This is a genomic window from Polycladomyces zharkentensis, from assembly GCF_016938855.1.
Lineage (GTDB): Bacteria > Bacillota > Bacilli > Thermoactinomycetales > JIR-001 > Polycladomyces > Polycladomyces zharkentensis.
Window position 1 is genome coordinate 636,015 of the sequence record NZ_JAFHAP010000008.1, and the last position, 7,874, is coordinate 643,888.

At 55.0% G+C, this 7,874-nt stretch carries 7 protein-coding genes; all 7 read right to left on the reverse strand.

What is annotated here, in order from left to right; translation table 11 throughout:
• Positions 1-834: an octanoyltransferase LipM gene (gene lipM / locus JQC72_RS10330; RefSeq protein ID WP_205495278.1), complete on the reverse strand. Its 834-nt coding sequence runs from the start codon at positions 832-834 to the stop codon at positions 1-3.
• Between the two features lie 333 nt (positions 835-1,167).
• Complete coding sequence (locus tag JQC72_RS10335) at positions 1,168-2,145, reverse strand: NAD-dependent epimerase/dehydratase family protein (protein ID WP_205495279.1); 978 nt, start codon at positions 2,143-2,145, stop codon at positions 1,168-1,170.
• A gap of 96 nt (positions 2,146-2,241) precedes the next feature.
• The gene (gene tnpA, locus JQC72_RS10340; protein ID WP_335342432.1) at positions 2,242-2,565 is read right to left on the reverse strand and encodes an IS200/IS605 family transposase; all 324 of its coding nucleotides are present in this window, start codon (positions 2,563-2,565) and stop codon (positions 2,242-2,244) included.
• The gene (locus JQC72_RS10345) at positions 2,537-2,734 is read right to left on the reverse strand and encodes a hypothetical protein (RefSeq protein WP_205495280.1); all 198 of its coding nucleotides are present in this window, start codon (positions 2,732-2,734) and stop codon (positions 2,537-2,539) included. The genes tnpA and JQC72_RS10345 overlap by 29 nt, the downstream gene beginning before the upstream one ends.
• A 46-nt stretch (positions 2,735-2,780) precedes the next feature.
• Complete coding sequence (locus JQC72_RS10350; RefSeq protein ID WP_335342433.1) at positions 2,781-4,163, reverse strand: amino acid permease; 1,383 nt, start codon at positions 4,161-4,163, stop codon at positions 2,781-2,783.
• Between the two features lie 29 nt (positions 4,164-4,192).
• Positions 4,193-5,563 carry an aspartate aminotransferase family protein gene (locus JQC72_RS10355; RefSeq protein WP_302104686.1) on the reverse strand — a complete coding sequence of 457 codons (1,371 nt, stop codon included), beginning with the start codon at positions 5,561-5,563 and terminating at the stop codon, positions 4,193-4,195.
• A 159-nt stretch (positions 5,564-5,722) separates the two neighbouring features.
• Entirely contained in the window at positions 5,723-7,123 is a 1,401-nt protein-coding gene (locus JQC72_RS10360) for a sigma-54 interaction domain-containing protein (RefSeq protein ID WP_302104687.1), read from the reverse strand.
• Positions 7,124-7,874: the final 751 nt, after the last annotated feature.

Below are 7,874 nucleotides of genomic sequence, written 5' to 3' on the forward strand. Positions count from 1 at the left end.
CTAACGTTTCAGATTCCACTCATCCCGGCCGTACCTCGTTTCCACCAATTGTTGGACAAGCGTTTCCTCATACGCCGACAGTTCACCGGGCGACAGCCGCAATCCCATCCCTTTTTCAAATCCGCGCGTAAAGGCTTCCAAGGCTTCTTCCATCATAACAGGGGTATCCCGCAGTTGATTGATGGCCACCGCTTTTTCAAGAAAACCGGCCTTCATCCGCTCCTTCACACGGTCGGAGGGAAAACGGAGCACATCGAACAGCAAGTCCGCATCCAGATCGAGCAAAATGGAACCGTGTTGCAAAATGACGCCCCGTTGCCTCGTCTGCGCACTGCCGGCCACCTTGCGCCCTTCCACGACCAGTTCATACCAGGAGGGAGAATCGAAACAAGCAGCCGATCCCATGGAAGCAAAATGTTCTTTCTCGGATTCGTCCGCCAGCGACACCATGTCCGCCTGCAAGCCCAGTTGGCGGAAGCCTTCCAGCAGTCCGTTGCTGATCACCCGATACGATTGGGTTACCGAGCGAGGGATGCCCGGATACGATTCGGATACGATGATGCTGTAAGTCAACTCCCGATCATGCAGAACAGCCCTGCCACCTGTCGGGCGCCGAACAAAGCCCAAACCATGCTTGCGTAATTGCTCCAGATCCACTTCTTTTTCGACCCGCTGAAAATAGCCGATGGACAGCGTCGGGGGATTCCATCCGTAGAACCGGATGGTGGGCGGTGCCTTGCCCTCGCTGTGCGCGATCAGAATCGCCTCATCCACCGCCATGTTTTTCGCTGCGTTTTGGTATCCCGTCCACAGCAATCGCCACGTGTTTTCCATCTTCCATGTTCCTCCGTACTGATGAAAGAGTCGTTTTCTTGGTCACCGGTACGCCTTTTCCCATCTCGTCCCCGGCAACACTCCAGCTCAAAGGTCCCTCGCCCGGAACAGGTCACCCTTTTCCGGATTCGATCGGGTATCAATACTGTCCCACCTGCGCCCTGCAAGGAAGCAGATCATGTTCGCTCCGAACCGGCGTGCAGGACGTGGAAAAATACGCTTCGCTCATAGGAAGTTGCCCATGATTTCATGCCTGCGCTTTCCGGGGCTTCGTTCCGCGGGCCTGCGCTCACCTGGGAAACATGTGCTTCCTCCAGATTTGCCAGACACGCACTAGTCAACATCCACTCTGTCGTTGCCCATTAACCAGTCAACCGTTTGCCGCATCGCCTCGTCAAACGGAGTAATCGTGTATCCCAGCTCGCGGATCGCCTTTTGCGAAGAATAATAGATGCGACGCCCCGTCAATTTGGCCAAATCCCATGATAATGCAGGTTCCCGGCCGCTGATCCAGGAAAGGGCTTCGGAAACCAGCGCAATCGGGATCGCCGCCTTCCGTTTCAACACACGGATCGGTTTGTCCGAGCCACCCAACCGGGCAATACGACGAAACGCATCCGCAAAGGGGAGATTGGTTCCGCCCAAGATGTAGCGCTCCCCGATTCGCCCTTTTTCCGCTGCCAAGAGATGACCGCGAGCCACGTCCCGCACGTCGCACAGATTGACACCGCCGTCAGGCGCGATGGTGAGCCGCCCTTTGGCCACCGCAGCTACAAAGTTGGGAGTGTATGTACGGATACCGAAGATCACGGTTGGATTGACCACCACTGCAGGCAATCCGTCGTCCACTGCCCGCAATACGATCTCCTCAGCCGTCCGTTTGGCGATCGCATATCCGACATCCAATTGTCCGCCGTCAAACGGATACGTTTCATCCACCGGCTCCTCGGAGTCAGGCAGGCCCACTGCGGCAGCAGAACTGGTCTGTACAAAACGGCGAACACCTGCCCTTTTCGCTTCGTTCACCATGTTTTGCGTCCCTTTCACATGGCTGTCGGACATGGCCCGACGGACAAAACGGCCCCAACTCACCTCTCCCGCCACATGGAACACCCAGTCAATCCCCTCACAAACGCCTCTGATGGAATCGGCATCCGTCACGTCTCCCTGCACTTTTCGAATGCCGTCGGGCAGATCGTGCAACCGGGATGTCGGACGGTGTAACAAGGTTACCTCATGCCCCTCATCATGCAACAGATGGATCAGATTGCGACCGACGAAACCGGTTCCGCCCGTTACCAAGACCCGCATCCGTTCTCCCCCTTCACCACAATTTTTCACCTTCCATCATCGTTTGACGCTCCACACGCCTAAAGTACCACAGGCCCCTATGGTCGCCGTGGGATTCTAGCGTGGTGAACGCGCTTTAGTCCATTTCGGTTTCGGGCAACCTCGGTGACAGTGATCTCGCATCACTTCCATGGCATAGATATCCCATTCGTTTTCCTGACAGATATCTTTCATCATCTGTTTGAATCGCTCTTCCACTTGGTTGATCAACACTTTTCTGCGATAACGCGGGCGGAAAACAAAGTGGGCGTGAATCAGAGAACCGCACGACAAAACGGAAACAACTGCAGTAACTCCGGCACCATCCCCTGGGGGCCAAATTTCCGAGGTCCTCCGATCCGCACAGCCATATTCACTTTTCCCACACCGCCAATGACCCAAACCATCCGGTATGTCCCGTCACTTTCTCCACCACTTCTCCACTGTAACCGGTAGTGTACTGCTTCCTTTCCCGTTGATGAATGATTTCCAGGTTCGGTTGGCGGATTGTTGCTTTGGGAGTATGAAAAGGCGCTTCAACCGTACGGCCGAAGCGCCAAGTTGTTGCCAAGTTCCGGTCTCCGGTTCCAGCCTCTGCTCTGTACCCACAACCGGTCTCAAGCCCTTTCCGTTCGTGAGGCGTCATCCGATTGACTGACGCTCCACCGTCCGCGCAACGCATAGGCCACCAACACCACCAACCAACTGAGCAGGCTGGCCCACAACTGGGACCGTATCGAGGGAATCAACGCCATGGACCCGATCACGGCCAACATGCCGGCGATGGTCACATAGGTTAGTACGGGATAGCCCCACATCCGGACTTGCAACCGTTCCGGCCGTTCCCGCTCCAGCCGGGCGCGCATGCGCAGCTGGGAGACTGCAATCAGCAGGTAGATGAACAATGCGACCGCACCCGACGAGTTTACGAGGAACAAAAAGACTTGATCCGGTGACACATACGACATGATGACGGACAGGTAGCCGACCACCGTCCCCAGCAGGATGGCGCGAATGGGAACGCCTCGCCCGTTGAGGTGCATGAACCAGCGGGGAGCGTCTCCCTTTTTCGCCAATGCGTACAACATCCGGGACGAAGTGTACAAACCGGAGTTGAGACAGGAGAGAACCGCCGTCAACACGATGATGTTCATGATCTGGTCGGCGGCGGGAATATGGAGTGCCGTCAATGCACTGACATACGGGCTTTTCAGTACGCCGGCGGCATTCCAGGGCAACATGGTGACCACCAGAAAGATCGAACCGATGTAAAACACCAGCACGCGCCAAATCACGGAGTTGGTCGCCTTGGCTACCGCCTTTTCGGGTTCGGATGATTCAGCGGCGGCGATGGTAACGATCTCCGATCCGACAAACGAAAAGATGACAATCACGATCCCCTGGAGGATGGAGGAAAACCCGTGGGGAGCAAACCCGCCGTGAGCGTAGAGATTGGAAAAGCTCATCGACGCGCCCGGCCACAATCCCAGCACAAACAAGCCGCCCAGGATCATGAAGACGACAATGGCACCCACTTTGATCGAGGCAAACCAATATTCAAACTCCCCGTAAGAGCGAACGGAAATGACATTGGTCAGCGTCAATAACACCATCAAAACCAAGCTCAATACCCACAACGGCACGCCGGGCAGCCAATATTGCAAAATGCCCGCACCGGCAGTCGCTTCCACCGCCACGACGATGACCCAGAAATACCAATACAACCAGCCGATCGAAAAACCGGCCCAGTCACCCAGCGCCAGCCGTCCGTACTCAGCGAACGATCCGATGGAGGGATATGCCGCCGCCATTTCGCCCAACATGCGCATGATCAGGACGATCAATACACCTGCCAGCAGATACGAGATCACGGCCGCCGGACCGGTCGCGTGGATGACCGCACCGCTTCCGACGAACAACCCGGCACCGATCACCCCTCCGATCGAAATCATTCGCATGTGCCGCATTTTCAAGCTTTTCTGCAGTTCTTGTTTCGTCACCCGTCTCATACCTCCCATCTGTCGGCCATTTAACTCGCGTGCTCTTGCAACGCCTGTTTCACCTTGTTGACGAGGAGATCCGCATCTTCATCTGTCAGGGACAACGGCGGAGAGATGACGATCACATTGTTGAATCCAGCCACCGTGTCCCCGTTCTTGCCGACCAACACACCCAGATCCTTGCACGTCGCGATCACCGCATTGACGCGATCCGGGGTTGCCGGTTGTCGGGTTTCCTTATCTTCCACCAGCTCAATCCCGATCAACAGACCCTTGCCACGGATCTGACCCACATGCGGCAGATCCGCCATTTCGGACAACGACGCCAAGATCTGTTCACCCAATGTTGCAGATCGTTCCACCAATTTTTCCTTTTCAAGGATGTTCAGGTTCTCAACCGCCAACGCACATGCGGCCGGATTGCCGCCGAAGGTGTTCACGTGACGGAAGTGGTCATATTCCTCCGTCCCTTTGAACGCTTCAAACAATTCTTTGCGCACCGCGGTGACCGCCAAGGGGAGATACCCGCTGGTGATCCCTTTGGCCATCGTGACGATGTCCGGTTGGATGCCGTAGTGCATAAATCCGAACGGCTTGCCTGTTCGGCCGAACCCGCAGATCACTTCATCGATGATCAACAGCGCACCGTGACGGTCGCAAATCTCCCTCACCCGACCCAAATAATCATCAGGAGGGATCAGGATACCCCCGCCCGTGATGATCGGTTCCATAATGACACCGGCCACGGTCCGGTCAATTTCCCAATTCATCGTATAGTCGAAAATTTGCGCACACTCCCTGGCGCAGGAATCCGGTGCTTTTCCAAAAGGACAGTGGTAACAGTCCGGCGGCGGAACCTGGAGAAATCCCGGAACCAACGGTTCATACCGGTATTTGCGCTGGGCTTGTCCCGTCGCCGACATCGCCCCCAGCGTATTGCCATGATAGGCGCGGTAGCGGGAAAGGAACTTGTAACGGTCGGGCTCGCCATTTTGGCGATGGTATTGACGGGCGATTTTGAAAGCCGTCTCGTTGGCTTCCGAACCGCTGTTGGAAAAGAAGAACAAATAATCGTCCCCCAACCACTCCCGCAATTTCTCACCCAACCGGATCGCGGGCAGGTGGCTTTGGGTAAGGGGGTAGTACGGCATCTCGATTAATTGCTCGTATGCCGCCCGAGCCAGCTCTTTCCTGCCGTATCCGGCATTGACACACCACAATCCCGCCATTCCGTCCAAATACTTCCGACCTTCCACATCCGTCACCCACGCACCCTCGGCCCGCGTCACCACCAGCGGGTGCGCGTCGGGATGATACCGTGCCATCTGGTGCCAAATCAGTTGTCGATCCTTGTCCCACCACTCTTTTGCCGATGAGGTTGTCATGGTTTGCCCGTTCATCCACTACTGCCTCCTTTTGAATCATGATTCCTTGCTCCTGAACATAAGCAATCTTCATGCCAATATGATATGGCCGTAGCCGTTGCCGCTGATCAGTCGTTTTGCTCCGGTTTGCTCCGGTTGGGTCGATCCAAAACTGAATCGTGATCCAAAAATGAATCATCCATGCAGGCGAATGCCGTGCTTTTTCAATTTGCGCACGACAGTCGGTTGACTGACTCCCAAAAGAGAAGCGATTTGGGCGGTTGTTCGCCCTTTTTTGGCCACTGACAGCAAGACTTCCCGCTCCACCTCATTCAGGATGACTTGCAGCGTTCGCCCTTTTTCCCATCGGAAAGCGGGGAGCGTGCCCGTTTGCCTGTAAGGCTCCGGCATATCGTCCATGCGGATCACCGTGGATTCCGTCGTCACCACCAAACGTTCCAACAGGTTTTCCAGTTCCCGGACATTCCCTTTCCACGACAGCTGTGTCAGCCAATCCACCACTTGCGGGTCCACCGTTTTGTGAACACCGTATTTGCGACAAAGCGCCTCCATCAACGAACGGATCAACAAGACAATATCTTCTTTCCGCTCCCTGAGCGGCGGAATGACGATGGGAACCACGTTGAGACGATAGTACAGATCCTGACGGAACCGCCCCTCTTTGACGAGTTGTTCCAAATCCTGATTGGTTGCGGCGATCAGACGAAAGTTGGATGTCCGCGTTTCCGTCCCGCCCACCCGATAAAACCGCTTTTCTTGAATCAGTTTCAGCACCTTCACCTGGGAGGCGGGTGACAATTCGGCGATCTCATCGAAAAACAGCGTTCCGCCGTCCGCCAATTCCGCAAATCCCGGTTTTCCTTTCCGTTGTGCACCGGTAAATGCGCCCGCCTCGTATCCGAACAACTCCGATTCCAACAACGCCTCCGGAATCGCGCCGCAATTCACCTCGATCAGCGGACCCTCGGCCCGGGCACTGCGCTGGTGAATCCAACGCGCCAATGCCGTTTTGCCGACACCGGACTCGCCCAACAACAGGATGTTCACATCCACTTTGGCTGCTTTTCGGGCCGTCTCCAGTACCTGTTGCATCGCTTTGCTCGCCGCGACAATCGGTTCATTCGTCATACGGTCGTGCCGCAGCACCTCCAGTTCCGCCTGCAAACGGTTGACCTCTTTTTCCAGGACGGCCAAATGTTCGCGCAATCGGACCGGTTCGGTGATATCCCGCGACAAACATATCACCCATCGCAACTGCCCGTTCTTGTCAAATACCGGAAGGCCCGTGACCAACATCCGGCGACCGTTCTTCGTTTGTTGCACGGCCGTCTGTTTTTCTCCCGTTTCCAGTACGCGCAATGTGACGGACGGATAAAACACCCGTTGTTTCTCCAGTTCCGCCACCGTCTTTCCAACCAATTGATGGGACGGCTGACCATACATTTTCTCAAAGTCGCCGTTGACCGTGAGAATGCGTCCCCGTTCATCGGTGATGATCAGGTCGTCGAACAGTTTCCCGATCACCGCGTCAAAGTCCCATTCTTCCGTTGTTTGTCTCCGTTGAGGATTCATCATCTGTCATCCCTCCGATGAAACAGGTTGGCACTTCTCATTCTTTTCCCTTTTTCGATACTTCAACGAACCATGACCATGATCGGCTCGCCAATCCTTCGACAAGCTTCGGTTATCGGGTCCTCTCGTGCGGTGCTCTGCCCGATGGCCCGTTCCGCCCGGGAAGGGTTTGGCAGGCAATTGGTGATACAAACGTTGCTGCAAGACGGCATTGCACAAATGGCGGCACATGATCCATAAACATCCATTTTGTTTGCCGGCTCCGCCGTCGATGGCAGGTACGACTGATCAGTTTGAACCACTCGCACCCTTCCCTTCGACTGTTTTGCAATTTCAGCATACAATAGAACGAATGTTCCGTAAAGTATGTCAATCGGGTTGGCTGGCGCCGGTCCAAGCGTTTTTTGTCTCCTTATCTACAAACGGGGAAAAATGCAAGCGTTGGAGAAGGGAGGGTGCAATCATGACAGAATTTTGGTACAATTATGTCACAGAATGTGAAATACATCCATCCACTGGATCGACTCATGATACGAAACAGAAATGGCATGGAATATACCTTCGTGGATGGATTTGGTTCCATCCCGGATGAAGCGAGACGCTCGCCCATTCATCTTCAATAGGCGCAGGAGACCCCGAACCTCTACAGGTCGGGGAGGAATGCGCCCTCCCTCCTTTCTATTGACAAACAAGTTTCAATAGATTTCTACAAGTTATTGAAGAAAGGTGGTGAAAGAAAGTATGGAGGTTACTA